Origin of the sequence: Nocardia sp. NPDC057353 (assembly GCF_042667085.1) — a bacterium.
Classification (GTDB): Bacteria; Actinomycetota; Actinomycetes; order Mycobacteriales; family Mycobacteriaceae; genus Nocardia.
This window is the reverse complement of sequence record NZ_JBHVAK010000022.1, coordinates 24,525-47,480: the sequence shown is the minus strand read 5'-3', so window position 1 is coordinate 47,480 and position 22,956 is coordinate 24,525. Positions and strand designations below refer to the sequence as shown.

Annotated in this window: 22 protein-coding genes; 8 read left to right on the top strand and 14 right to left on the bottom strand. The window is 72.1% G+C overall.

Features of this window, described 5'->3' with window-relative positions; genetic code table 11:
* Nucleotides 1-3: 3 nt before the first annotated feature.
* Entirely contained in the window at nucleotides 4-2,634 is a 2,631-nt protein-coding gene (locus tag ACFUUZ_RS14055; protein ID WP_378695990.1) for a tetratricopeptide repeat protein, read from the bottom strand.
* Between the two features lie 218 nt (nucleotides 2,635-2,852).
* On the opposite strand from ACFUUZ_RS14055, the gene ACFUUZ_RS14050 reads away from it, so the two are divergent.
* Together ACFUUZ_RS14050 and ACFUUZ_RS14045 are read left to right on the top strand one after the other, a co-directional pair.
* Nucleotides 2,853-3,458 carry a ClpP family protease gene (locus tag ACFUUZ_RS14050; protein ID WP_378695988.1) on the top strand — a complete coding sequence of 202 codons (606 nt, stop codon included), beginning with the start codon at nucleotides 2,853-2,855 and terminating at the stop codon, nucleotides 3,456-3,458.
* The gene (locus tag ACFUUZ_RS14045; RefSeq protein ID WP_378695986.1) at nucleotides 3,455-4,051 is read left to right on the top strand and encodes a ClpP family protease; all 597 of its coding nucleotides are present in this window, start codon (nucleotides 3,455-3,457) and stop codon (nucleotides 4,049-4,051) included. The genes ACFUUZ_RS14050 and ACFUUZ_RS14045 overlap by 4 nt, the downstream gene beginning before the upstream one ends.
* Here ACFUUZ_RS14045 and ACFUUZ_RS14040 read toward each other — a convergent pair.
* The 4 genes from ACFUUZ_RS14040 to ACFUUZ_RS14025 all read right to left on the bottom strand — a co-directional run bounded on the left by ACFUUZ_RS14040 (nucleotide 4,048) and on the right by ACFUUZ_RS14025 (nucleotide 7,926).
* A complete protein-coding gene (locus tag ACFUUZ_RS14040) occupies nucleotides 4,048-4,365 on the bottom strand; it encodes a helix-turn-helix domain-containing protein (RefSeq protein WP_378695984.1) in 318 nt (105 codons plus the stop codon). The genes ACFUUZ_RS14045 and ACFUUZ_RS14040 overlap by 4 nt on opposite strands.
* Before the next feature lie 64 nt (nucleotides 4,366-4,429).
* Nucleotides 4,430-5,101: a hypothetical protein gene (locus ACFUUZ_RS14035; protein ID WP_378695982.1), complete on the bottom strand. Its 672-nt coding sequence runs from the start codon at nucleotides 5,099-5,101 to the stop codon at nucleotides 4,430-4,432.
* 54 nt (nucleotides 5,102-5,155) lie between these two features.
* A complete protein-coding gene (locus ACFUUZ_RS14030; RefSeq protein ID WP_378695980.1) occupies nucleotides 5,156-7,618 on the bottom strand; it encodes a hypothetical protein in 2,463 nt (820 codons plus the stop codon).
* A gap of 5 nt (nucleotides 7,619-7,623) precedes the next feature.
* Nucleotides 7,624-7,926 carry a hypothetical protein gene (locus ACFUUZ_RS14025; RefSeq protein ID WP_378695979.1) on the bottom strand — a complete coding sequence of 101 codons (303 nt, stop codon included), beginning with the start codon at nucleotides 7,924-7,926 and terminating at the stop codon, nucleotides 7,624-7,626.
* A gap of 96 nt (nucleotides 7,927-8,022) precedes the next feature.
* Between ACFUUZ_RS14025 and ACFUUZ_RS14020 the strand changes: the two genes are divergently transcribed.
* The 3 genes from ACFUUZ_RS14020 (at nucleotide 8,023) to ACFUUZ_RS14010 (ending at nucleotide 9,558) form a co-directional block, all read left to right on the top strand.
* On the top strand, nucleotides 8,023-8,220 hold the full coding sequence (locus tag ACFUUZ_RS14020; protein WP_378695977.1) for a hypothetical protein: 198 nt from the start codon (nucleotides 8,023-8,025) through the stop codon (nucleotides 8,218-8,220).
* A gap of 23 nt (nucleotides 8,221-8,243) precedes the next feature.
* Nucleotides 8,244-8,702 carry a PPOX class F420-dependent oxidoreductase gene (locus ACFUUZ_RS14015; RefSeq protein WP_378695975.1) on the top strand — a complete coding sequence of 153 codons (459 nt, stop codon included), beginning with the start codon at nucleotides 8,244-8,246 and terminating at the stop codon, nucleotides 8,700-8,702.
* A gap of 73 nt (nucleotides 8,703-8,775) precedes the next feature.
* Nucleotides 8,776-9,558: an ABC transporter ATP-binding protein gene (locus tag ACFUUZ_RS14010; RefSeq protein ID WP_378695973.1), complete on the top strand. Its 783-nt coding sequence runs from the start codon at nucleotides 8,776-8,778 to the stop codon at nucleotides 9,556-9,558.
* On the opposite strand, the gene ACFUUZ_RS14005 is transcribed toward ACFUUZ_RS14010, so the two are convergent.
* A complete protein-coding gene (locus ACFUUZ_RS14005; RefSeq protein WP_378695971.1) occupies nucleotides 9,555-9,758 on the bottom strand; it encodes a hypothetical protein in 204 nt (67 codons plus the stop codon). The two genes, ACFUUZ_RS14010 and ACFUUZ_RS14005, sit on opposite strands and share 4 nt — an antisense overlap.
* Nucleotides 9,759-9,945: 187 nt before the next feature.
* Between ACFUUZ_RS14005 and ACFUUZ_RS14000 the strand changes: the two genes are divergently transcribed.
* Genes ACFUUZ_RS14000 through ACFUUZ_RS13990 form a run of 3 tightly spaced genes read left to right on the top strand, consistent with a single transcriptional unit; the run spans nucleotide 9,946 to nucleotide 13,482 of the window.
* Nucleotides 9,946-11,052: an acyl-CoA dehydrogenase family protein gene (locus ACFUUZ_RS14000; protein WP_378695969.1), complete on the top strand. Its 1,107-nt coding sequence runs from the start codon at nucleotides 9,946-9,948 to the stop codon at nucleotides 11,050-11,052.
* Nucleotides 11,053-11,074: 22 nt separating this feature from the next.
* Nucleotides 11,075-12,142 carry an LLM class flavin-dependent oxidoreductase gene (locus tag ACFUUZ_RS13995; protein WP_378695967.1) on the top strand — a complete coding sequence of 356 codons (1,068 nt, stop codon included), beginning with the start codon at nucleotides 11,075-11,077 and terminating at the stop codon, nucleotides 12,140-12,142.
* Nucleotides 12,139-13,482 (top strand): MFS transporter, encoded by a 1,344-nt coding sequence (locus ACFUUZ_RS13990; protein ID WP_378695965.1) that lies wholly within the window; start codon nucleotides 12,139-12,141, stop codon nucleotides 13,480-13,482. The genes ACFUUZ_RS13995 and ACFUUZ_RS13990 overlap by 4 nt, the downstream gene beginning before the upstream one ends.
* On the opposite strand, the gene ACFUUZ_RS13985 is transcribed toward ACFUUZ_RS13990, so the two are convergent.
* The 8 genes from ACFUUZ_RS13985 to ACFUUZ_RS13950 form a co-directional block, all read right to left on the bottom strand.
* Nucleotides 13,472-14,503 (bottom strand): aldo/keto reductase, encoded by a 1,032-nt coding sequence (locus ACFUUZ_RS13985; RefSeq protein WP_378695963.1) that lies wholly within the window; start codon nucleotides 14,501-14,503, stop codon nucleotides 13,472-13,474. The two genes, ACFUUZ_RS13990 and ACFUUZ_RS13985, sit on opposite strands and share 11 nt — an antisense overlap.
* A 29-nt stretch (nucleotides 14,504-14,532) precedes the next feature.
* On the bottom strand, nucleotides 14,533-15,912 hold the full coding sequence (locus tag ACFUUZ_RS13980; protein WP_378695961.1) for an acyl-CoA dehydrogenase family protein: 1,380 nt from the start codon (nucleotides 15,910-15,912) through the stop codon (nucleotides 14,533-14,535).
* Nucleotides 15,909-16,874 (bottom strand): LLM class flavin-dependent oxidoreductase, encoded by a 966-nt coding sequence (locus tag ACFUUZ_RS13975; RefSeq protein ID WP_378695959.1) that lies wholly within the window; start codon nucleotides 16,872-16,874, stop codon nucleotides 15,909-15,911. Before ACFUUZ_RS13975 ends, ACFUUZ_RS13980 begins: the two co-directional genes overlap by 4 nt.
* Nucleotides 16,875-16,887: 13 nt before the next feature.
* Nucleotides 16,888-18,126, bottom strand: coding sequence for an LLM class flavin-dependent oxidoreductase (locus ACFUUZ_RS13970; protein ID WP_378695957.1), 1,239 nt, complete (start codon nucleotides 18,124-18,126; stop codon nucleotides 16,888-16,890).
* Nucleotides 18,127-18,199: 73 nt separating this feature from the next.
* Nucleotides 18,200-19,432, bottom strand: coding sequence for an acyl-CoA dehydrogenase family protein (locus ACFUUZ_RS13965; RefSeq protein WP_378695955.1), 1,233 nt, complete (start codon nucleotides 19,430-19,432; stop codon nucleotides 18,200-18,202).
* Nucleotides 19,429-21,063 (bottom strand): dipeptide ABC transporter ATP-binding protein, encoded by a 1,635-nt coding sequence (locus ACFUUZ_RS13960; protein WP_378695953.1) that lies wholly within the window; start codon nucleotides 21,061-21,063, stop codon nucleotides 19,429-19,431. The genes ACFUUZ_RS13965 and ACFUUZ_RS13960 overlap by 4 nt, the downstream gene beginning before the upstream one ends.
* The gene (locus ACFUUZ_RS13955) at nucleotides 21,060-21,923 is read right to left on the bottom strand and encodes an ABC transporter permease (RefSeq protein WP_378695951.1); all 864 of its coding nucleotides are present in this window, start codon (nucleotides 21,921-21,923) and stop codon (nucleotides 21,060-21,062) included. The genes ACFUUZ_RS13960 and ACFUUZ_RS13955 overlap by 4 nt, the downstream gene beginning before the upstream one ends.
* Nucleotides 21,920-22,954 carry an ABC transporter permease gene (locus ACFUUZ_RS13950; protein WP_378695949.1) on the bottom strand — a complete coding sequence of 345 codons (1,035 nt, stop codon included), beginning with the start codon at nucleotides 22,952-22,954 and terminating at the stop codon, nucleotides 21,920-21,922. Before ACFUUZ_RS13950 ends, ACFUUZ_RS13955 begins: the two co-directional genes overlap by 4 nt.
* Between the last annotated feature and the right edge of the window lie 2 nt (nucleotides 22,955-22,956).

Sequence of the window (22,956 nt, the reverse complement as noted above, 5' to 3'; positions counted from 1 at the left end):
GGTTCACCGGTCTGCGGGAATTCGGTTCAGCACCTTGCTCAGCGATCGCGCGTACGGGGACGGTTCGCCGTCCGGCCGCTCGGCGATCCGCAACCCGCGCTCGGCGTAGCCGCGGGCGTCGTCCCAGGCACCGAGGTCGCACGAGATCACCGCGAGCTGGTGCAGGCGGGAGACCAGGACGGGGCTGCGCAGCCCGTAGGTCGCCTCGTCGATGGCGAGCGCCCGTGCTGCGAAGCTCAGAGCGGCCTCGGCCTTCTTCTGCCTGCGCAGGATGGCGGCGATATTGTGCAGCCGGGTCGGCAGGATTGAGTGGTTGGGTCCGTACGCGGCCTGTTCGATGGCGATGCCGCGCTCCGCCGCGCTGAGCGCCGCGGGCAACTCGCCGAGCGAGCGCAGGATCCGGGACAGCAGCGACAGGTGCCGCGCGAGCTCCGGACTCCCGGCGGGCAGCGCCTTCTCCGCGATGTCCACGGCCGCCCTGGCGTGCTTCTCCGCTTCGCGGAGCGCGGTCGGATTCCGCGACCGCGCCGCCATCGCGGCCAGGATGCTCGCCAGGTCGTTGAGCCGCAGCGCCACCTCGGGATGCCCCGCTCCCAGTATCTTCCTGGTGTCGGTCAGGGCGCGCTGCGCGCCGCGCCGCGCCGCCGTGGCGTCGTTGCGGTCACGCTGGATGAGCGCCAGCGTGCTGCGCCTGCGCGCGGCTTCCAGCGGGTGCGACCCGTCCGTGCGCTCGGCGATGGCGAGCGCCTGCTCGGCGTGCGGGAGCGCCTCGGTGGGTCGCTCGGCATCGACCAGGATCATCGCGAGATTGCCGCGGTAGGCGCCGACCGCCGGGTGCAGGTCGCCGTGCGCCGCGGTCACGATGGCGACAGCGTTCTCGGCGAGCTCCTGCGCCTGCCGCAGGACGCCGCGTTCACGCAGGTAGCAGGCACCGTGGTCGAGCAGCATGCCCACATCGTCCGCGAGCTGGACGGTACCGGCAGGAGCGCGGCGGACGACCTCGAGGACATGGGGAAGCAGCTCGGCCCAGCGCTGCCAGCTCCGCGGCGCGCCCCTGATCTCGGTCGGCACCGCGGCCCGGAGGCAACCGACCGCGGTGACGAGCGGCGCGGGCACCGCACCGCTCCAGTCGAGCTGCGCGGTCAGCCGCCTGCGTACGGCGGCCTGCACCGAACGGTGCACGAACAGCTTCCCGTCGACCCGCTCGACCAGCGAATAGTCCGCGATCGCCGCCACCACGTCGTTGACGCCGAGTTCGGTGCGGACCGCCGACGCCAGCGGCTCGGGCAGCCGCTCCGGCGAGCCGGTCAGCAGGTACAGCGGAATCGCGTCCGCGCCGAGGAAGGCGATCAGCTCGAGCAGCTGCGTCGCCGCTGGCGCGTCCGCGCGAAGCCGCGCGAAACTCAGGGTCCAGGTCGCCGGAATCCCCGGCTCGCCCGTCGACGACGGCGCGCCGTACAGCAGCACCTCCGGCTCGCGTTCCACCAGGTCGCGAAATTCGGCGGCGTTCAACCGGGTCCGGTCGATATAGGCGGCCGTCGACTTCAGCTCGAGCGGCAGTCTGCCGATCTTCGCCACGATCGCCGCCGCCTCGTCCGCGGTCATGCTCGGTACCCGGCTGTGCAGGATCGCGGTCGCCGCCGCGAGATCGAGCGGCGCGGGCGTGACCACGGCGCCGATGTCGGTGAATCCGCCGCGGATGGTCGTGATCAGGATCTGCCCCCGGCTGCCCGCCTCGTCCTTCCGCGGAATCCAACGCCGGATATCGGCGATGGAATCGGCATTGTCGAAGATGAGCAGCCAGCCACGGGTGGTCGCCAGTACCTCGTAGACCCGGTCGCGCAATTGCTCGGCGCTGTGAAATGTCTCGATTCCGATCGCCGCGCCCAGCATGCGGAAACCATCCGAGATGGTCACGGGCTCCTCGGCGGAAATCCACCACACCACGTCGAATTCGCTCGCGTGCCGGTGCGCGTACTCGATGACGAGCTGCGATTTCCCGATTCCACCCAGCCCCTGCACCGCGCAGATTCCCGGCCGCCCGTCCTCCGCCCGGCAGGCACGCAGCTGCGCGAGTTCCTTCGCGCGGCCCGGAAATATTTTCGTGCGCGGCTTGTCGATATTCCACACAGAGACCCGTTCTCCCGGAAAGCGGGCAGGCGCCGCCGGGTCCGCCTCGCCCGGCACCGGGCCCGGTGCGGTGCGGCCGCCGCGCCGCGCCGCGGCGGCCGCGCCGCGCAGCAGCGCCGCCTCGGCGGCCACCCCGTCGAGCCCGAAAAGCGGCACCGCGACTCGCGAACCGAGGATTCCGATCGGTTGCCAGTCGGTCACCCAGACCGGCAGCAGCCGCCCCTTCGTCCCGCCCGGGTCGTCCAGCGCCGCTTGCTCCCACTCGACACCGCTGTAGACCGCCTTCGTGTAGGGCTCCGAGACAACGGCGAGAACCGTGCGGGCACGCCGCAGCGCGACGACCATACCGTGCTTCCAGTCATCACTCGGTTGAAAATCCTTTGCCTGGCAGATGACGGAATAGCCGTGCCGCTCCAGAACGTCGGTGATCCACACGGCCCATTCCCGGTCGACCGCGGTGTAAGAGACGAAGAAATCCACCTCATCGGATGGCTCGACGGTCACACAAGCTCCTCGAGTCGCATTCCGCGCCAATCGCTCTCATGGCCCCGGCAATCGCACTGCGCGGTATGCAGCAGATGGTACCGCAGCGATCTGCGGCACGGTCCGAGTGCGCGATTCGAATATCGGTCGGCGAAATGGGGATTGCGTTCTGCTCTGAGCAGATCCGCTCGGGGCAGCGCGGACCGCGAAACACCGTCCGGCTGCGGCACGGTGGAGCCATGGCACACGACGACAAGACCCCGATGTTCGATCGGCGGGCCCGTGAGCAGCTGCTCGCCCGCCGCATCGTCGTCCTGGACGGCGCGCTCGACGACGACAACGGCACCCTGCTCATGACCCAGCTCCTCACCCTGGCCGCGGCGGACGCGCGGGCCGGGATCGCGCTCTGGATCCACTCCCCCGGCGGCTCGGTGCCGTCCATGCTCGCCATCCGGGACGTGATCCGGCTGGTGCCCTGCGAAGTCAGCACGCTGGCGCTCGGATTGGCGTGCAGCGCGGGCCAGTTCCTGCTGTCGGCGGGCTCGCCCGGGCACCGGTACGCACTGCCGCACGCCCGCATCCTCATGCACCAGGGGTCGGCCGGGATCGGCGGCAGCGCGGTCGAGGTGGAGGTGCAGGCCGAGGATCTGCGCTACACCGTGGAGACGGTGCTCGGGCTGATCGCGGCCGACACCGGGCAGCCCTACGACCGGGTGTACGAGGATTCGCTGCACGACCGGTGGTTCACCGCTGCCCAGGCGCGCGAGTACGGCTTCATCGACCATATCGTGGACTCGTTCGGGCAGGTCGTGCCGGAGCGGCAGCGGGTGGGGATCACGGCGTGAGTAGTTACACGATTCCCAATGTGGTCGCCTCGCACCCGCGCGGCGGTGAGCGGATCACCGACATCTACTCGCACCTGCTGAGCGAGCGGATCGTCTACCTGGGCACGGTGATCGACTCCGGCGTCGCCAACGCGCTCATCGCGCAGCTGCTGCACCTGGAGTCGGAGAACCACGAGCAGCCGATCCAGCTCTACATCAACTGCGAGGGCGGCGACCTCTCCGCCATGCTCGCCGTCTACGACACGATGCAGCACATCAACGCCCCGGTGCAGACCACCTGCGTCGGCCAGGCCATCGCGGTCGGCGCGGTGCTGCTGGCGGGCGGAGCGCCGGGCGAGCGCAGCTTGCTCCCGCACGCCCGCGTGGTCCTGCACCAGCCCGCCGCCAGCGGCCGCGGCACCATCCCCGACCTGATCATCCAGGCCGACGAGCTGGTCCGGATGCGCACCGACATCGAGGCGATCCTCGCCCGCCACACCGGAAGGCCCGCCGAGCAACTGCGCCACGACACCGACCGGGACCGGGTCTTCACCGCGAGCGCCGCGGTCGAGTACGGGCTGGTGGACCGGGTGCTGCCCCCGAGATCGGGTTAGGCGGCCCGCAGCATCGCGGTCGGCGCGGCGGCCGGGCGGCTCAGCTCGCCCGCCACCGCGCCCGCCAGCTCGCCCAGCGAGGTGCCGAGCGCGCCCGCCAGCGCGGCGATCATCTCGCTGGACGGCTCCTTGCGGCCGCGCTCCACCTCGGACAGGTACTGCGGGGAGATACCCGCCCGCCCCGCCGTCTCCACCAGCCGCTCCCCGCGTTCGGTGCGCAGGGCGCGCAGGCGTTCGCCGAGCACCTCGCGCCACAGCGGTTCGGTCTCCGTCCGCCCGCCCGGAATCACCTGGAATCGCCGCTGCTCGCTCATGTACCGAGCGTAGAGCCGCACCCACCCGGCACCACCCCCGATTTCGCGCACAGCGAACTCCGGGTCAGTTCCAGCCCGGGGTGAAAGGTTCGATCGGCGGGGGTTCCGTTTCGCTGCGGGAAAGCGGAGTTCCTGGCTTCCAGCGGTCCCAGGACTCGCAGAGGCTGCGATACTGCCCTCCGCCGTGGGGGTAGTACACCTGCACCGGAAGGTCGAATACGTCCCGCGCGGGGCGAGCCGTCCGCCCTGCGGGACCGTTCAAGTTCGGGCCTGCCGGCGGTTCGGTGGGTTTCTGCCGCGTTCGCGGAATCGGCCCGGGAATGATGTCGACCGCCACGGCCTCGAATGTGTTGTGATCGTCCGACAGGCTCGGCAGTGGGAAAGATCCACTCTGCTCCACGGCAACCTGAGTCATGTCTTTACAGACCACCAGGGTATTCAGACCGTTCGGTCTCCGATAGTCGATGAGATGTAGGTAGGCGGTCCCGACAGCAGATTGCGCCGGTTTCGTCTCCCTCGCATCGATATCGATAGCACCGGGGTAGTCGGCCCACCCGGGATACGCGTTCTCCATCTCGAGGAAATCGGCAATGGTGTTGCTCTCGATCGCGGCCCGTACATGGACACCTTCCCGGTCGTCGAGATCAATCCCCGAATCGGCCGTCCACCGGAAAGAGACCGCCCACGTCGGCGGGGCGGGCTCCGCGGTCGGGGCCGGATCACTGTCGCAACTCACAGTGAAGACAAGGATCGCTACCAGCGCAGCACTGATACGCCAACGCAGAACAACTCACCCCTTCAGAACTCGGCTGAGATAGTCGTCACGCGAAAAGGTGAACTCTTGAAGGTTGTCGTTGTGGAAGTTGATCGCACCCTGAAACGCAGCGACGTTCACGTTGGAAGCCTCCAGCCAACCCGCAGCAGTGGACTGCAGATCGACCATAGCTCGTGGACGGTCGTCGGCATCGACTCCGACGATTTGCTCATAGGACATCAGGCGGCCGTCCTGAATCCAACTCGACGGGACGGGGAGCGTTCCGTCCGGCGGAGTGTCGAAGAATCCTGAGTTCTGCTCGGCCAGCGCCTGCAACATCGCGTAATGACGCTGGGTGGAAAGATCGTTGTAGTCGACCGATGTCTGCTGCGCCTGAATCTCCACATCCTTCGGCTCGATGGAATCGGAGATCACCTGCCCCGCGACATCCAGGAAGATCCCCGCGACCGGTACCTTCTCTCCGACTCCACCGGAGAGCACGGACGCCGCGATATCAACACCCAGCTGCTTCTTCTCCGCCGACTCCTTCTCCGCTTCCTCCTCGTTCAACCCCCGATCGAAGGCCTCGGCGCGCAACCCCTGCTCTTGGAATCCGAGCAACCGGCCTGCAGCATTGGCGAGCGCGTCCCGATTGTTGGACGGCTGATTCGACTCCGTGGCGAACTGGGCGGCGTAGTCGTTGGTGCGGTCGACGATCGCCGCGTTCCAGGCCGCGGAGGAGACCGGGTCGGTGTTGAAGAGCGTGGACAGCCGGACGGCGTCGAGGTTGCGGTCGCCCTGCAGTTCGAAGCCGCTGGTCTGGTCCGTGGGCGAGAGGGCGAGCGCGTCCAGGTACGGGATCATGGCCCCGGTCAGCTGCTGGGTGAGGCCGGGGTTGACGATGCCGAGCGATTCGTCGTCGCTGCCCGGCATGTTCATCAGGGCTTCGAACGGGCCGATGTGGTCATCGTCCTGGCTGCTCCCGGTCAGCAGTTCGGCGAGGCCGGAGGCGGCCCGGCCCGCTCGTTCGGACTGTTCGGGGGTGACGCCGGGGTCGCCGGGCTCGGCGGCGCGCGGGACGGCGTCCTCGCCGATCCACTCGAAGAGCTTCGGCGGTTCGGCGCCGTCCGAGTCCGTCCAGTCGTAGTGCAGGAGCGGCTGGAAGACCTTCTTGGGGTCGTAGCCGTCCTCCAGCGGGGGCGAGCCGGGCTCGGTGCCGCCGGTCAGCAGCTGGGTCATCGCTTCCTGGTTCCGGCTGGACACCTCGAGGAAATCCCGCATGGTGGGTTCGAGCGAATCCAGGGGAATCGTGCCGCCGGGGAGGTCGGCGGTGTCGTTGTTCGCACCGGGCGAGCCGAGCGCGGCGGCCTGCCTGGTCAGCTCCCGGGAGAGCTCCACTCCCGGTTCGTAGCCGGGGTTCGACTGCTTCAGCAGTTCGCCGAGGCGGCTGCTGTCGTCGAGGAAGCGGTGCTGCGCGGCCAGGTCGGTCTCCGGGGGCGAGGTCGGGAAGCGGTCGGCGTTGGCGTCCGGGCCGCCGACCCTGGTGGAGATGGTGCGGCGCAGGTCCTCCGGCAGTTGCTGGTAGCTGCCCGGCGAGCGCAGCGTGCCGTCGGGGTTGCGGCCGGTGCCGAGGTTCTCGTTCGACACCGCCATCAGGCCGTTGGCCAGCGCGTCGCGCCGGGGCGCGGCGAGCGGGTTCCCGGCCTGTTCCTGCGCCTTCAACTGGTCGTTGAGCGCGAGGATCCCGTCCTTGCCCGCGCTTTGGTAGAACTCGCGGTAGTACTGCTGCACCGAGGCGGGCATGGTGTCGACCTCGCCGCCCGCGGCCAGGGTGTCCAGCTCGCTCTGGGTCAGCGCCTGCGGTGGCAGGCGAGTCGAGATCTCGTCCAGGGCTTCGGTGTCGATGGTGCCGTCGGGGCGGATCGCTTCGCGCACCGCGCGGCCGTCCTCGCTGCCGAGGCCGCCGGAATCGGCGGGCGCGGCGTCGGGCGCGTCGACGCCGTCACCGAGTTGGTCGCCGCGGACCCGGATCTTCTGCGTCGCGGCCGTGATCGCGACCTCGATCTCGCTGATCGCGCCGGTCAGGCTGCGGTAGGCGGCATGGACGACCTCCTGGTGGGCGGCGACCGTCACCTCGTCCACCGCGCCCGCCACCACGGAGACGACCCAGTCGTCGGCGACCCGCAGCGCGGGATCGGCCTCGACGTCGCCGACCGCCGCCAGCAGCAGCCGCTTCTCGTCGGCGAGCCGCTGGTCGGCGGCGCGGAGCGCGGTGGCGACGTCGATGATCTCCTGGGCGAGCTTCCGGCCCTGGTCGTGCTCTTCGACGAAGCGGTCGGAGGCCGCGTCCGCGGCTCGGCCGGACCACCCGGCCCCGCCGAAATGCGTCAGCACCCGGCCGAGCTGGGCCTGGTAGTAGCCGGTGTCGGCCTCCATCTCGGCGGCCCATTCGGAGAGCTTCTCCGGCTTCCACGCGATGATGTCGGTGCGAGTCGGCACGGCGGCTACACCCTGGCCCTGAAGTCCATGGTGTCGAGCCGCTGCGCGAACTCCTCCTCGGTAATCTGGATATTGTCCGCGGACTGCCGGACGATGTCGCCCAGCCGCTGCACCCGCTGGGCGACGCGCAGCCACGCACCCTCGGAGAACTCGCCCGCCTGCGCGCACACCTGCCCGAGCGAGCACCCCGGCAGCGCGGCGGCGATCCGATCGCCCGCGGTGCGGACGTCGATCCCGTCGATCTCCCGCCCCACCTCGTCGAGCGTCGTCGCCAGTCTGCGCAGCTGATCGATGTCGGCCTGCAGCACGTCGTTTCCCCCTTCAGCGGTCGAACCGCACCCCCGTACGTGCGGGACAGTATCCGAGAAATCCGCCGATTCGGCAAACGACTAGGGTTCTCGGGGATGACCGACGATCCTGTTTCGATCCTGCGCCGCTGGACCGATTCCGGCGGCACCTGGCGGGTCGTGGCGCGGAGCGCGGGCGCGATCACCGTCGCGCTGCTGCCGTGCACCGGCGGCGAGGAGGTCGACCGGGTGGTGTCGGACGATCCGGCGCTGCGCGCGTACCTCGGCGACCGGACCGGCAGCGAGGACGACTGAGCCGTTCGAGGAGAGGACCCACCGTGCCCCGTATCGCCACCGCCGACGTGGTGCAGCGCCCGGCGCTGCTGGAGTTCCTGCGGCCCAGGCACCACGCGCTGCTGAGCACGGTCCGCGGGGACGGGCGGCCGCAGATCTCGCCGGTCACCTGCGGGGTGGATCAGGACGGGCGGATCGTGATCTCCACGTACCCGGGGCGGGCCAAGACCAGGAACATCAAGCGCAGGCCCGAGGTCTCGGTGCTGGTGCTCTCCGACGACTGGGACGACGCCTGGGTACAGGTGGACGGCAGGGCCGAGGTGCTGGACATGCCGGAGGCACTGGACGGGCTGGTCGACTACTACCGCTGCATCGCCGGTGAGCACCCGGACTGGGACGAGTACCGCGCCGCCATGGCCAGGCAGGACAAGTCGCTGATCCGGGTGACGATCGAGCGCTGGGGTCCGATCGCGACCGGCGGTTTCCCGCCCGAGCACGTGTGAGCGAGTCAGGCCCGGAGGCGGGAGCGCAGCGTAGCCACGGAGGGCCCTCGCTCATGCGACCGAATAACACAGCGTGAGCGACATCGTTCTGGAGTTGTCCGACGTCACCTTCCGCCGGGACGGCAGGCAGATCATCGACGGCGTCTCGCTGACTGTCCGCGCGGGCGAGCGCTGGGCACTGCTCGGCCCGAACGGCGCGGGCAAGAGCACGCTGCTCGGCTTCTGCGCCGCCGTCACCTTCCCCACCACCGGCACCGTCGACGTACTGGGCAGGCGCATGGGCCGGGTGGACCTGGCCGCGCTGCGGCACGGCATCGGGCACGTGAACCCGCGGCACCCGCTGCGCTCCCCGCTGACCGTGCGCGAGGTGGTGCTCACCGGCATCACCGCCACCGTCGACACCCCCATGCGCTGGACCCCGAGCCCGTCCGAGGTCGCCCGCGCGGAGGCCATGATCGCCACCGTCGGGCTGGCGCACAAGGCGGACGGCGTCTGGCCGGTGCTCTCCCAGGGCGAGCGGGGCCGGGCCCTGATCGCCCGCGCGCTGGTCGCCGAGCCGCAACTGCTGCTCTTCGACGAGCCGACCACCGGCCTGGACGTGGCGGCGCGCGAACAGCTCCTCAGCACCATCGCGGGGCTGGACCACACCCACCCCGATGTCGCCTCGATCCTGGTGACCCACCACCTGGAGGAGCTGCCGACCACCACCACGCACGCCCTGCTGATCGCCGACGGCCGCGAGGTGGTCGCGGGCCCGGCACCCGAGGCGATCACCACCAAGACGGTCTCCGCCGCCTTCGACCACCCGGTCGAGGTGCGGTACGAGGCGGGCCGCTGGACCGCGCGCTCGCACTAGTCACCGGCGAAGCCGCTGCCGCGCGCGGCCAGCTCCTCGGTGAGGATCCGGATCGCCTTGGGGCCGACGCCGTGGATGCCGAGCAGCTCCCGCGCGCGCACCGCGCTCAGCTGCTCGTACCGGGTGTAGCCGTGCGCGGCGAGCTCCCGGCGCGCCACCTTGCCGATGCGCGGGGTGAGCTCGCTCGGGTCCTCGGTCACGCCCCGATGGTAGAGCACTCGAATCGCCGCGAATTTATCTCCCGCCGAACAAAGTCCGCGCAGCTCACCGCAGGTGTGATCGGTGAAGGGGCGGGCAGGGAGCCGGGTCGGGATCGGTAGCCGGGGCAATAATTCCGGAGTCCGGATGCGGCCCGCGTTCGGCGTGCGCTCGGACGGAGGGACCGCGATGACGGCGGCGAAGACGGAGCTCGGTGCGGGCGCCGCGGTCACGGCGGCGGACGCGCACCCCGTGGTCGCCCGGGTCAGGGAGTACGCCGAGCGGGTGCTGCGCCCGGCCGCGCTGCGCACCGACCGCGACGGCGTCCCGCGCGCGCACATCGATGACCTGGCCGGGCTCGGGCTGCTCAACCACTTGGCGCCGCCGGAGTACGGCGGGCTCGCGCTCGACCGCAGCACCGACCGCAGGCTGCACGAGATCGTCGCCGGCGCCTGCTTCGACACCTGGCTGGTGTGGGCGCAGCACGCGCCGCTGGCCGGGCGGATCACCGAGCTGCGCAAGCAGGGCAGGCCGATCCCGGAGCTGGCCGAGCGCATCCTGCGCGGCGAGCTGCTGCTCGGCGCCGGGGTCAGCGACGTGCGGCGCTTCCCCGACCACTACATCGCGGCGCGCAGGACCGAGGGCGGCTGGGTCTTCGACGGCACCATCTCCTGGGTGAGCGGCTGGGGGCTGAACGCGGTGCTCACCGTCGCCGCGGTGCAGGCGGCGACCGAGACCGTGGTCACCGCGCTGGTCCCGATCGGCGCCGGGGTCAGCAGCGCGGGGCTGCTGGAGCTGGGCGCGGTCGCGGGCAGCCGGACCGCGCGGGTGCGGCTCGAGTCGGTCTTCGTCCCGGACGCGCACGTCCTGACCGCGCAGACCCTGGAGCAGACCAGGTACGACGACATCGGCACGGCGAGCGACGCCCGCGGCCACCACTTCGGCCTGGCCGAGGCGGTGCTGCGCGAGCTGGAGGCCGCCGACCCCGATGCCCGCGCGGTCGCGGTGAGCTGGCGTCCGCGGGTGGCCCGGATCCGGGACACCGCCTACGCGCTCGCCGACGAGGCGCTGGCGCACGGCGGCGGCCCGCACCGGCTGGACGAGCGGCTGGCCACCAAGGCGGCGAGCGGCGAGGCGCTCGGCACGCTCACCCGCGCGCTGCTGATCGTCCGCTCCGGCCGCGGCCTCGGCAGCGACGACACCGCGCAGCTGCACGCGCGCTCCGCGCTCTTCGTGCTGGTCCAGGGACAGACCGGGGATGTCCGGCGCGCCCAGCTCGCCCGGCTCGCCCGCTGAAAACGAACAGGACGCACCCTCGATGACGCTCGAATTCCTCTGGTACATCCCGAACCAGGTCGTCCCCGGCCACCGCGGCGAACCCGTCTCGGCGGAGCACAACAGCCTGGAGACGCTGACCACCCAGGCCAGGGCGCTGGAGGAGCACGGCTGGCGCGGCGCGCTGCTCGGCACCGGCTGGGGCCGCCCGGACACCTTCACCGTCGCCACCGCGCTGGCCGCCCGCACCACCACCTTCGAGCCGCTGATCGCGGTGCGCCCCGGCTACTGGCGGCCCGCGAACTTCGCCGCCTCGGCCGCCGCGCTCGACCACCTGACCGGCGGCCGGGTGCGGGTCAACATCGTCTCCGGCAAGGACGATCTCGGCGCCTACGGCGACGCCGAGGGCGACCAGGCCGACCGCTACGGCCGCACGAAGGAGTTCATGCAGCTGGTCCGCAGGCTGTGGACCGAGGACGACGTCACCTACCGCGGCGAGCACTACCAGGTCACCAACTCGACCGTGCAGCCGCGGATCGCCAGGCGCGGCGACCGGAAGCACCCGAAGCTCTACTTCGGCGGCGCCTCCGAAGCGGCCGAGCGGGTCGCTGCCACCGAGGCCGACGTGCAGCTCTTCTGGGGCGAGCCGCTCTCCGGCGTGCAGGAGCGGATCGAGCGGCTGAAGGCGCTCAGCGCCGAGCTCGGCCGCGAGCACGCCCCGCTCGAGTTCGGGCTGCGGGTCACCACGTTCGTGCGCGACACCACCGAGCAGGCGTGGGCCGAGGCGGAGGCCAAGGTCGCCGAGATGGCGGCGCAGCAGGTCGACCTCGACCACCGGAACCCGTTCCGGCGCAGCGCCGTCGGGCAGCAGCGGCTGCTCGACCTGGCCGAGCGCGGTGACGTGCTGGACACCAACCTCTACACCGCGCCCGGCCGCTACGGTGGCGGCGGGGCGGGCACCACCTGGCTGGTCGGCTCCGCGGAGGACGTGGCGAAATCGCTGCGCCGCTACCAGGACCTCGGCATCACGCACTTCGTGCTCTCCGACACCCCGTACCTGCGCGAGATCGGCAGGCAGGGGGACCAGCTGCTCCCGCTGCTCCGCGGATGAGCGCGGAGACCACCTCCGCTCCCCCTGATCTGCGCTGGAAGCGCCTGGTCGGCGTCTTCGCGCTCACCAATACCGTCGCCTACGGCGCGCTCATCCAGGCGTTCACGGTGTTGCTCGTCCCGATGTCGGAGGCGCTGCACGCCTCGCGCACCGAGGTGGCGGTGGCGGCCACCATCTCGACGCTGATCGGGGCGTTCGCCGCGGTCCCGGTCGGCGCCATGCTGGACCGGTACGGCGGTAGGCTGCTGATGACCGCGGGTTCGGCGATCGGGGTGGTCGCGGTGCTGCTGTGGTCGCAGGCGACCGCGCTGCCCCCGCTGTACCTGGCCTTCGTGCTGGTCGGGCTGGCGCTGGCGATGTCGACCTACGAGGCGGCGTTCGCGGTGCTGGTGGTGGTCACCGACGCCGCGCACCGGGACGGCGCGATCATCGCGGTGACCATGATCTGCGGCCTCGCCACCAGCTTCTACTACTTCCTCGCGGGCTGGCTGGAGGGTGTGCTCGGCTGGCGGCAGACGCTCGTGGTGCTGGCGCTGATCCTGGCGGTGGTCGCGGTGCCCGCGCACCTGTGGGCGGTTCCCGGGCGCACCGCGCACAGCCTGCGGGTCACCGGGCTGGTCGGGGTGCCGGTCGGCGATGCGCTGCGCACCCCCGGGTTCTGGTTCCTGGTGGTCGCCTTCGTCGCGCAGAGCGGGGTGACCTCGGCGTTCCTGCTCATGATGGTGACCTGGTTCCGCGACGTCGGCTTCTCGCCGACCGTGGCGGCGGCGCTGCCGATCGGCGTCGGGGTGCTGCAGATCGCATCCCGGATGGGGCTGGCGCCGCTGGCCCGGCGGTTCGGCATGGCCGGGGTGACCGCGGTGTCCTTCGCGGTGCAGGGCGCCGGGCTGCTGGTGCTCCCGCTGGCAGGCACCTCGCTGCCGCTCACCCTGGCCTGCGTCGCCGCCTTCGGGCTCGGGTACGGGATCAGCGTGGTGGCGCGGCCGTCGATCGTCGCGGACACCTTCGGGGCGGCGCGCTTCGGCAGCATTCTGGCGCTGATGACGGTGCCGATCGCGCTCTCCAGGGCGGGCACCCCGCTGGCGGCCGCGTGGATCGCGGACTGGCGCTTCCTGGTGCTGCTCGGCGCCGCCTGCCTGCTCGCCGCGCTCGCCCTCCTTCCGGTCGCCCGGCCTCGCCAACACGCACCCGGCGCGGTCTGCACGCAGCGCCCGGCCCAGCCGATGACGTCCGACGTGGAGACGCCGTGCTCGCGCGCCGGTTCCGTAGCAACTCGGAGAAAGCGGAACGGGCCGGAACCGTGGAGGTTCCGGCCCGGTCAGCGGGTGTTCAGAGATTGAGCCCGGTCCCGTGCACCCCGTGCTCGTCGATGAGCGCGAGCTCGTCGTCGGTCAGCTCGGGGAAGCCCACCGCGGCCAGGTTGTGGTCCAGCTGGGCGGTGGAGCTGGCGCCGATCAGCGCCGAGGTGACCTCGGGCCTGCGCAGCACCCACTGCAGCGCCAGCTGGGCCAGCGACTGGCCGCGCGCCTCGGCGAGCTTGTTCAGCTCGGCGGTGCGCTGCCGGTAGGTCTCGTCGATGACGTCCGGCGAGAGGAAGGTGCTGTTCTGCGCCCGCGCGCCCGCCGGGATGCCGCCCAGGTACTTGTCGGTGAGCAGCCCCTGCGCCAGCGGGGAGTAGACGATCACGCCGAAGCCGTCGTCCTGCGCCGTCTCCAACAGGCCGTTCTGCTCAGGGCGGCGGTCGTAGATGCTGTAGCGCGCCTGGTGGATGAGGAGCGGGACGCCTGCGGCGCGCAGCAGCTCGGCGGCCTCGTGCGTGCGGTCCGGCTGGTAGTTGGAGATGCCGACGTACAGCGCCTTGCCCTGCTGCACCGCGCTGACCAGCGCGCCCACCGATTCCTCCAGCGGGGTGGCGAGGTCGGGGCTGTGGTGGTAGAAGATGTCGACGTAGTCGGTGCCGAGGTCGCGCAGGCTGTGCTCGAGCGAGGTCAGGATGGACTTGCGCGAGCCGCCCCTCAGGTACGGGCTCGGGCCGATGGCGTTGCCCGCCTTGGTGGAGAGGATCAGCTCGTCGCGGTACGGGGCGAGATCCTTGCCGAGCACCCGGCCGAAGTTCTGCTGCGCGGCGCGGTGCGGCGGGCCGTAGCGGTCGGCGTTGTCGAAGTGCGTGATCCCGAGATCGAAGGCGTGCAGGATGATCTCGCGCTGGGTCTCGTACGCGTAGTCGGTGCCGAACTTCTGCCACAGCCCGAAGGAGAAGGCTGGCAGGTCGAGCCCGGAGTTCCCGGTGCGCCGGTACGGAATCCGCTCGTACCGGTTCGGGGCGGCCGAGTAGGTCAGTTCGAATGCTCCGTAGGACATCGGATGCGTGTTTCCTTTTCTGTCGGGGATCAGAAGAGCCCGGTGGTCGGCGGTTCCTCGCCGGTGAGGTGGTAGGCGCCCGCGACGGCCTGCTTCCACTGCCGCGGGTTGTGGTTGGCGGCGGTGCGGGCATTCCGCCAGTGCCGGTCGAAGCCGAGGTCGCGGCTGGTGATCGAGCCGCCGCCGACGTCGAAGAGCAGCTCGGCCGCGGCCAGCGCGGATTCGATGGCGATCACGCCCGCCTGCGCGACGTGCACCGAAGCGGCGGCGCCTGCTGCCCGGAGCGCGTCGCCGGTCAGACCGTGCACGCCCTGCAGGGTCTCGGCGGCCAGCAGGACGACGGCGCGCGCGGCCTGGGCGCGGGCGGCGATCTCGCCGACGGTCTGCCGCACGTACGGGTCGTCGGTGCTGGCGGTCGCGGTGCTGTGCTTGATCGGGCGGGCCTTCTCCCGGACGAACCAGACCGCGTCGTCCAGCGCCCGCGCCGCCACCCCCGCCTGCACCGCGGCCAGGTAGAGCTGGGCGAAGGCGCCGGTCCACGGGTTGGCGGGCTCGGGGGTGCCGAGCTCGGTGACCTCGTCGGCGCGGATCCGCACCTCGGTGAAGCGGGTGGTGCCGCTGGCGGTGAGGCGCTGGCCGACGGCGTCGAAGTCGTCCAGCCGCTCGATGCCCGCGCGGTCCAGCGGGACGGTGAAGCGCACCACGGTGCCGTCCCCGGCGCGCGCCTGGGTGGAGAACCAGGTGGCGTAGAGGCCACCGGTGGAGTAGTACTTCTCGCCGTTCACGATCCAGTCGGCGCCGTCCGGCCGCGCGATGGCGTTGACCTGCCCGCTCGCGCCGCCGGTGCGCTCGTTGGCGGTGCCCGCGAAGAGGTCGCGGGCGCGCAGCCGGGCCAGGGTGCGGGCGCGGTGCGGGCGGTCCGGGCGGGCCACCACCTGCTCGGCGGTGAGGAAGCTGCTGCGCAGCGCCTGCGCGATATTGGAGTCGGCGCGGGCGATCTCGACGACCAGCTCGATGACGTCGCGCAGGGTGCCGCCCGCGCCGCCCTCGTGCGTCGGGATGCCGGTGAGCGCGATCCCGACCTCGGCCAGTGCGCGGACCTCGGCGAAGGCGTAGTCGCGAGACTCCTCGCGGGTCTTCGCGGTGGCGGCGAGACGTTCCAGGATCGGTGTTGCCGCTGCGCGGATGCCCGCGACGGTGAGCGTTTCCGGCGCGGTCGGACCGGGCGCCCAGGCGACGGGCGGTGCCGCGGGCCCCGCGCCGTCTCCGGTCACGCGAGCGCCTGCGGGGGCGCCGGGCAGCGCCGCATCGGCGCCGTGGCCGGGAGCCTCCGCCCCGGGGGCGACGGTTTTCCCGCGGGCGGGGGCGCCCGCGATCCCACCGGACGCGGGTTCGTGCAGTGCGGTCATGCCGGGATCTCCTCGGTCGTCGGAACGGGCAGGCCGAGCGCGGCCCGCAGGGTCGGGTGCGGTTCGCGGCGGGCGAGGGCAGGGACCACCCGGTCGATGGTGTCGCGGACCGCGTCGGCGCCGCCGACCGGGGCGAGCAGCACCGCGTCGTAGCCGGACGCCCAGGTGGCGAGCTCCGCGAGGTCGGTGTCCGCGGCGACCTCCGCGCGCCCGATCACCGCGAAGCGGCCGGGCGGCACCTCCGCGCCGCGCTCGACGAAAACCGCGTCGGCGAGCCCGAGATCGGCGACGCCCGACGCCGCCTCCACCGCGAGCACCGGGCGCCCCTGCGCCGAGGACGGCCCGTCCAGCGGTCCGGCGACCCGGTAGTAGCGGCCCTCGAAGTCGATCGGCCCGATCAGCGCGTCGTCCAGCACCAGTGCCCGCTCCTGGTCGCCGAGCAGCGCGGCGCGCGGGAACGACTCCCACAGCCGGGTCAGCACGGTCGCGTACTCGGCCCAGCGCTCGGCGGGGTCGTTCGCGGTCGGGTCGGGCGCGGCGGCATCGCTGACCTCGTCGCCCGCGCCCGGCTGCAGCACCACTCCGGCCCGGCCGCCGACGGCCCGGTCGACGGAGAGCACCCGGCGCGCCGCGTTGTAGGGGGCGTTCCCGGTGGTGGGCAGATCGAGCAGGTAGCCGAGCTCGGCGGTGCGCCCGGCCAGGTAGGCGGCGACGGTGCTCGGATCGAGCGCCCGGTGCCCCCGGCCGCGGTTCGCGGGGACGTGGTCCCCCCGCGGGAAACCATCGGCGACGTCCCGAGCTCCGACGGCGGCGGCGCGCACTCGCAGCGCCACCACCCCGGCGCGCTCGGCTGCGGCAGCCAACTCCGCCGCGACCGCGAGCGGCACCAGGCCGGGCGCCGCGCCCGCGCCGAGTGGCACCGGATCGCCGACGGCGATCTCCAGCAGAACAGGAACAGTCATGGCATCTCTCCGCTCAGCGCGCCGCTTCGAGCGGCCCGCGGTCGACGGCCGGGGCCGCGGGCAGCCCGAGGCCGAGGTGGTCGCGCAGTGTGGTCCCCTCGTACTCGGCGCGGAACAGCCCGCGCCGCCGCAGCTCGGGCACCAGGTGGTCGGCGAAGTCGTCGAAACCGGAGGGCAGCACGTCTGGCATGACGTTGAAGCCGTCGGCGGCGCCGTGCCGGAACCAGCGCTCGATGTCGTCCGCGACCTGCTCGGGGGTGCCGACCACGATGCGGTGCCCGCCGCCGCCGGAGAGCTTGCGCAGCAGCTGCCGCAGCGTCGGGTTCTCCCTGGCGATGATGTCGCGCACCACCCGGTTGAAGGTCTGCGATCCGGTGCTCGCGTCCGGTGCGTCCAGCAGCTCGGCGGGGAGCGGCTCGTCGTCGGGGAGGTCGTCGAGGGCGAAGCCGAGCTGGCTCGCGAGCCGGGCGCGCGCGTAGGCGTCCGGCAGGACCTCGTCCAGCTGCTCGCGGCGCCGCCGCGCCTCGGCCTCGGTGCTGCCGAGCACGGTGGAGAGCCCGGGCAGCACCACGATCTCGTCCGGGTTCCGGCCGAAACTTCGTGCGCCCTCGCGCAGTTCGGTGCGGAAGGCGCGGGCCAGGTCGATGTCCTGCTCGGCGGAGAAGATCACCTCGCCGACCCGGGCGGCCAGCCGCTTGCCGTCCGCCGAGCCGCCCGCCTGCACCACCACCGGCCGCCCCTGCGGCGACGCGTACTCGGTGCGCGCCGCCCACGCGGCGACGACCCGCTCGACGAACTCGCCCGCGCGCCGGTAGCGCAGCCCGTGCTCCGGCTCGCCGGAGCGGCCGAAGTTCCGCGCCGCCACCGGCCCGGCCGTGGTCACCACATTCCAGCCGAACCGCCCGCCGCTCAGGTGGTCCAGGTCGCCGAGGCGCCCGGCCAGCTCGGCCGGGTCGTTGTAGGACGAGGAGAGCGTGGCGATGAGTCCGACCCGCTCGGTCTGCGCCGCGATCCTGGCGAGCACCGTGCTCGGCTCGAGGTTGTTGCCGGTGCGGTGCTTGGTGGACGGGTCGAGCAGGGGGCCGTCGGCCAGGAAGACGGCGTCCAGCCGCGCCTCCTCGGCCTTGCGCGCGATCGAGGTGTAGTGCTCGATCGTGTACGAGGCCAGGCCATCCGTGCCCGGGAACCGCCAGGAACCCCCGAACACACCGGAATTCAGGATATTGACGTTGAGGTGCAGCTGCCCGCTCACGCTGCGTCCTCTCGCGGCATGAGCGGGGGCCCTCCGTGGCTACGCTTCGCTCCCGCCTCCGGGCCTGACCCGCTCATGCCGACACCTCCGCGGACGGCCGGTTGCGGTAGTACCCCGGCTCCGGCGAGTCCCCGTTCACCAGGTATGCCCCGACCACGCGCGGCTTGTAGACGACGGGGTTGTGCGAGGCCAGCGTGCGGGCATTGCGCCAGTGCCGGTCCAGGTGCGCGCTGTTCCGCGCGGTCGAGGAGCCCCCGGCGTCGAAGGCGCGGGTCGCCGCGTCCAGCACCGCCTCGATCACCGCGATCTGCGCGGCGGAGGTGTCCAGATAGGCCCGCGTGTACTCGCTTTCGTCGCCGCTCGCGTGCGCCGCCTGCAACCGCTCACCGGCCAGCCGGAGCAGCGTCTCGGCGGTGAGCCTGCGCGCCTGGAGCACCCCGACGACCCCGAGCACCTCCGGGTCGTCGGCCGCGGCCTGGGTGAGCGCGTGCAGGCTGGTCCTGGTGCGGGCGCGCACGATATCGACGGTTTCGGCGACGATGCTGCGCGCGATCCCGGTCAGGTTGGCCAGGTGCACGATCTGCACGAAGGAGTCGAGCCCGCGCAGCGACTCCTTGAACTTCCCGACGTCGCCGTGCGGCTCCACCGGGACGTCGGCGAAGAGCGTTGTCCCGCTGCCGGTCTGGCGCTGCCCGATGCCGTCCCAGTCGTCCACGTGCGTGACGCCGGGGTGCCGGGCCGGGATCACCACGAAGCCGCGGCCGCCCTCGTCGTCGGCGACCGCCGCCCGGATGTAGTCCGCGAACCGCGCGCCGGTCGAGTAGAACTTGGTGCCCGAGACCAGCCGCTGCCCGTCCGGCCCGGTCCGCACCGTCGTGGTCGACGCCCCCCACCCCGGTGTGACCTCACCCGCGGTCACCGCCTCGGCGACCACCGCGGACGGCTCGGACTGCGCATTGCCGAACACCGCGCCGCCACCGATCTTCCGCAGCCAGTGCGCGCGCACCGCGGCATCGGTCTCCAGCAGCAGGATCTCGACCGTGGTGAAGTGCCCGCGGAAGATCTGCGGGACATTGGAGTCGGCCTGCCCGGCCTCGGCCAGCAGCTCGAACAGCACCGGCAGCTCGACCCCGAAGCCGCCGAACTCCTCCGGCACCCGCAGCCGCCCGAAGCCTGCGTCGGCCAGCTCCCGGATCAGCGCCTCCGGGTGCTCGAAACTCAGGTCGCGCTCGCCGACCCCCTTCGCGAGTTTCACCAGCACCGCCCGGATGCGCTCCAGCGCGGCGGCCAGGGTGTCGGTACTCATGAATGTCCTCCCGAGATGAGGTCGCGCCCGGCGATGGCGTCGACCAGCCGGACCGTGTAGTCGTCGGCGGGGTGCGCGAAGACCCGCTCCACCTCGCCCTGCTCGACGATCCGGCCCTGCCGCATGACCGCGACCCGGTCCGAGATGGCCCGGACCACCGCCAGGTCGTGCGAGATGAACAGGTAGGTGAGGCCGCGCTCCTCCTGCAGCCCGCGCAGCAGCTCCAGGATCTGCGCCGCCACCGAGACGTCGAGCGCGGAGATCGGCTCGTCCAGCACCACCACCTCGGGCTCCAGCACGAGCGCCCGCGCGATCGCGACCCGCTGCCGCTGCCCGCCGGAGAGCTCGCGCGGGTGCCGCCGGACGAAATCCGCGGGCAGCGCGGCGGCTTCGAGCGCCGCCACCACCTGCTCCTCGTTCGGCCGCTTCCCCCGCCGCCTGCCGCCGAACGAGCGCAGCGGCTCGTCCACCACGTCGTAGACGTCGAAGCGCGGGTCGAAGGAGGAGTACGGGTTCTGGTAGACGATCTGCACGTTCCGCCGCAGCGCCCGGAAGTCCCGGCGCCGCAGCCGGGTGATGTCGGTGCCGAGCAGGGTGGCGCTGCCGCCGGTGGCCGGGGTGAGCCCGGTCAGGATCCGGGCGGTCGTCGACTTCCCCGACCCCGATTCGCCGACGACGGCGAAGGTCTCGCCGCGCCGGACCTGGAACGAGATGCCGTCGACGGCGGTCACGTCGCCGTACTCCTTGCGCAGCCCGGCGACCTCGATCACGGTCTCCCGCTCGGCGGGCGCGGCCGCGCGCGGCCGGATCCTGCCGATCCGGGAGGGCACGCTGTCCAGCAGCTTCCTGGTGTACTCGTGCCGGGGCGCCGCGACGATCTCCCTGGTCGGCCCGACCTCGACCAGCTCGCCGCCGCGCATCACGCCGAGCACGTCGGAGCGGTCGGCCGCGACGCCGAGGTCGTGGGTGACCAGGACGACGCTGGTGCCGAGCCTGCGCCGGATGTCGTCGATCAGGTCGAGCACCTGCTTCTGCACGGTGGCGTCGAGCGCGGAGGTCGGCTCGTCGGCGATGATCAGCTCCGGCTCGGCGGCCACCGCCGCGGCGATCAGCACCCGCTGGCGCATGCCGCCGGAGAGCTCGTGCGGGTACTGCCGGTAGCACCGCTCCACGTCGGTGAAGCCGACCAGCTCGAAGAGCTCGTACACCCGCTCGCGGCGGGCCGCGGCGTCCAGCTCGGTGTGCAGCAGCAGCACATCCTCCACCTGGTGCCCGACCCGGCGCACCGGGTCCAGCGAGACCGTCGGGTCCTGCGGGATCAGGCTCACCGCCCGGCCGCGGATCTTCCGCCAGCCCTGCTCGGACAGCTCGGTGAGCTCCTGCCCGGCGAAGGCGATCCGCCCGCCGAGCACCGCGCCGTTCTCCGGCAGCAGCCCGAGCACGGCGTGCGCGGTGGTGGTCTTGCCCGACCCCGACTCGCCGACCAGGGCAAGCACCTCGCCGGGCGCCACCTCGAAGGAGACGCCGCGCAGCACCGGGGTGAGCCCGCCGCCGGTGCGGTACCCGACGCTCAGGTCGCGCACCGCGAGCACGGCGGTCGTCGTGCGGAGCTCTTCGTCGACCAGGGTCACGGCTGCCTCCTCGTGATGTGGTGCGCGATGTGGTTGGTGGCCAGCACCACCGCGACCACGGTGAGCCCCGGCCACAGCGTCAGCCAGCCGCGGGTCGCGATGTAGTTGCGGCCGTCCGAGACCAGCCGCCCCCACTCCGGCTCCGGTGGCTGCGCGCCGAGCCCGAGGAAGCTGAGCGAGGCGATCCAGATGATGGCGATGCCGAACTGCACCGTGATCAGCGAGACCGTCGGCGCGATCGAGTTCGGGAGCACGTGCCTGCGCAGGATGTCGAGCGTTGAGGCGCCGCTGGTGATCGCGGCCTCCACATAGGTGCTGGTCCGCGCCTTGAGCACCTCGGAGCGGATGAGCCGGGCGAAGGTCGCCGATGTGGTGAGCCCGACCGCGATCCCGGCCTGCGGCACCCCGAAGCCGAGCAGCACCACGATCGTGATGGCGAGCAGGAAGCCGGGAATCGCCAGCACCACGTCGATGACCCGCATGAGCGCGCTGTCGGTGAAACCGGCGAACCACCCGGCCAGCGCGCCGAGCAGCGACCCGACCAGCACCCCGACGCCGACCGCGACCGCCGAGCCGAGCAGCGAGGCACGGGCCCCGTACACCACCCGGGTGTACAGGTCGCGGCCGAGCTGGTCGGTGCCGAACCAGTGCTCGGCCGATGGCGGCTGCAGCTTGTTCGCCGGATCCGGCAGCAGCGGGTCGTAGCTCACGAACAGGTGCGGGACCAAGGCCCAGAGCAGCGCGGTCGCCACCACGGCGATCGCGAGCACCAGCGTCCAGTGCCCGCCGAGCCACCGCAGCGGCGATGCCTCCTTCTCGCGTCCCGGCGCGTGCTTCCCGTGGTCGAGGACGGCGGTCACGGCATGGCCACTTCCGCCGGGAGGCCACGCGGTGGAACGACCACGCGCGGACTGCGCTTGCGGACGAGCCCGGAGCGGGCCGTGGTGAAGCGCTGCGTCCTGCCGTCGACCAGCACCCGCGGGTCGACGAACGGATAGATCAGGTCCACCGCCAGGTTCACCAGCACGTAGGCCGCCGCGGAGAGCAGCACGACGCCCTGCACCACCGGCAGGTCCTGGGTCTCCACCGCCCCGACCGTGAGCTGCCCGATCCCGTCCCGCGCGTACACCGCCTCGGTCACCACCGAACCCGCGATGAGCTCGCCGATGGTCAGCCCGAGCAGCGTCAGCACCGGCAGCGAGGAGTTGCGCAGCACGTCCTTGCGGAAGACGAACCCCTCCCCCGCGCCCTTGGCCCGCAGCACGTGCACGAACGGCTGCCGCCTGGTGCCGCGGATCGAGGTGGCGAAGACCTGCGACATCGGCGCCGCCACCAGCAGCCCCAGCGTCGCGGCGGGCGCGACCAGCGCGAGCGCCGTCCCGTCGTCGACCGAGGGAATGAGGTGGAAGCGGAAGGAGAGGAACTGCAGCACCAGGATGCCGACCACGAACGTCGGCACCGAGGCGAAGAGCGCGGGCACCGAACCAGCCAGGTCGCGCAGCCACGGCCGACGGGCGTAGTTGATCAGCACCGCGACCACCCCGGCGAAGACCAGCCCGAAGACCAGCGCCAGCCCGGTGAGCGCCAGCGTGCCCGGCAGTGCCGCGCCGATCATCTCGGCGACCGGCGTCCCGGTGGCGAGCGAGAAGCCGAACTCACCGCGCAGCGCCGCCGCCAACCCGTGCAGGTACTGCTCGTGGATCGGCCGGTCCAGCCCGTAGTACTCCAGCATCATCCGCCCCGCCTCCGGGGAGATCTGCGCGTCCGGGTTCTGGATCCGGTTGTTCACCGAATCCCCCGGCAAGGCGCTGAGCAGCACGAACGACAGCGTGTATGCCGCGAGCAGCACCAGCGCCGCCTGCGCCAGCCGCTTCAGGACGTAACCGCGCATCG